This window comes from Devosia sp., assembly GCF_034675085.1.
Lineage (GTDB): Bacteria > Pseudomonadota > Alphaproteobacteria > Rhizobiales > Devosiaceae > Devosia.
In genome coordinates this window covers 1-2261 of the sequence record NZ_JAUCDN010000420.1, presented here as the reverse complement: position 1 = coordinate 2261, position 2261 = coordinate 1, and the positions used below count along the sequence as shown (strand labels likewise).

2 protein-coding genes are annotated in these 2261 nt (G+C 65.3%); both read right to left on the bottom strand.

All coding sequences use genetic code 11. From position 1 onward, the window contains the following. Nucleotides 1–452, bottom strand: a 452-nt coding sequence (locus VDP82_RS17210; RefSeq protein WP_323016047.1) for a polysaccharide deacetylase family protein, incomplete at its 3' end; no start/stop codon positions are given. 12 nt (nucleotides 453–464) lie between these two features. After that, nucleotides 465–2261: GumC family protein (locus tag VDP82_RS17205; RefSeq protein ID WP_323016046.1), on the bottom strand; the 1797-nt coding region annotated here is incomplete at its 5' end.

Genomic DNA, 2261 nt, shown 5'->3' with positions numbered 1-2261 from the left:
ATGGCCTCCTGGCGGGCGATGATGTCCTCGATGGCCTGCCACCAGATTTCCCCCACCCCATCGACCAGCGCCGTGGGCACATAGAGGGTGAAAGGGGCAGCGTGGCGCCGGAGAATCGGCAGGGCATGATGCAGATTGTCCCGATAGGCGTCATCGAATGTCAGGACCACGAAGCCGCGCCCGGCGGCCTTGGCGGCCAGGCGCTCCAACGCATCGTCGAGGCTGACAATATCGAGCCCAAGCGCGCGCACCCGGGTGATGACATAGTCGAGAAAGTCGGGCTGCACCTGCAGAATGGCATTGGGCGAAAAGGCCGGCGGCGGCTCGGGCAGAACGCGGTGGAGAGTGAAGATCACGCCGCGCGAGCGTGACAGGGCACGCGAGAGGCGCGGCGCCTGGGCGAGCCAAAGAGCCTCGAACATGGCGCGAATGGCGAGATATTTCGCAGACATCCGGGCCCTGCCTCAGGCCGCCGCATATTCGGGCGCGGCGACGATATCGCAATCGGCGTAACCCGCATCCCTGAGGCGCGCGCGGGTGGCGGAGACCGCCTCGGGCTCGTCGGTATTGCCGGCCACCAGCACCAGTCGACCATCGAGGCCCTTGAAAACCGGCAGGCTCGACATGCGGCCGACCCGCCCGGTCATCACCACCACCACCTCATAAATATCGCCCAGCGCCTCGACCAGCGTGAAGGGCTTGCTCGATGAGGGCGCGATCGACTGCCCCTGCCCCCACACCACTTCGGCAAAGCTGTTGTCGGCGGATTTGTGCACCACATCGCCAAAGCTGGCGGCATCGGCGCTGAGATCGGTCAGCCCGGTTTCGGCGCCAATGCGGCCGCTGCCGGCATCGATCAGCGCGACGCTGAGGCCACGGCCGATGGCGGCGTGCACCAGTTCCTCCGCCAGCGCCTCGCAATCGGCATGGGCGCCATGGGCGGCGAGCAGCAGCAGATGGGTCTTTCCCAGCACCAGATCTGCGGCCAGCTTCTCACCCGTCAGGATGGTGAGCGGCGGCGCCTCCAACACTGGCTCAGGGGCAGAATCCCGGTTCCGGCGCAGACTTTTCATCAGCTCGCGGATATTTTCGCGCGTCGCCGCCGAGGCCGCAGGCTGAAGCCGCATCGCATCCATTTCGGCCATCACGGCATCGCGCACATCCTCCAGCGCGGCCTCGGCCGGTTCATCTTCAACGGGTTCTTCTTCCAGTTCGGTAGCCGCATCGGAGATGAAGGGCGGCTCGTCGAGCTCATCCTGGGGGCGCTCGCGCAAGGGTTCGACCTCCGGCGGCGCAATGATGACGCGGCCCGAGATCAGCTCTCCGAAAACGACAAGCCCGAGCTGAACCATCAACGCTCCCAGACCGACGGCCAGCAGGATAAGTGTGGTCTTGGGCGAGGCCGGCGACGCTGCCGGCACGGCCTGGGTGACGACGCGAACATCGGGCAGGGTCGAATTGGAATCGGTGCGAGAGGTCGCCTCGCTATAGCGCTGGAGATAGCTTTCGAGCAGGTCGCGCTGCGCCTTGGCCTCGCGCTGCAGGCCTTCGAGCGTCACCGTATCCTGCGTGGCGGTGGAGGCAGAGGTCTTGGCGCGGGCGAGATCGGCCTGCAACGAGGTTTCCAGATCGGCTTCGATGCGCGATTCGGCTTCGAGCGCATCGGCAACCCGACGCCCCTCAAGATTGATCTGGTTGTTGAGTTCGGCAATCTGCGCCGTCAGCGCCCGGATGGTGGGATGATTGGCCAGAAGCGTGGCCGAGCGCTGCGCCTTTTCGCCCTGCAAGCGTGCCTTTTCCTGGCTGAGCTGCTGGATGACCACCGAATCACGCACGTCAGCCACTCCATCTATGGGCTGACCCTTGGCGATCATGTCGCGAATGAGCGTAGCGCGCGACAGCGCCGTGTTCTTGCGCTCCTGGGCGGCATTGATCTGGGTGGCGATGGTGGAAAGCTGCTGGTCGAGCAGGCTGGTATTGTTGGCGCCGCTGAACAGGTCGTTGTTCACCTTGAAGGTGGCGACGGCCGTTTCCGCATCGGTGACGCGCACGCGCAGCTTGGCGATTTCCTCCGCAAGCCAGCCCGATGCTTCGGCGGTATCGGAAAGCGACAGCCCGGCGCGCCGCGCCACATGCGCCTCGGCAATGGCATTGGCGATATCGGCCGCCAATTTCGGATTGCTGGAGCGCACCAGCACCGAGATGATGCGGGAATCGCGCTCCTGCACCACGGTCAGGCGCTCATAAAGCGCGCGCAGCAC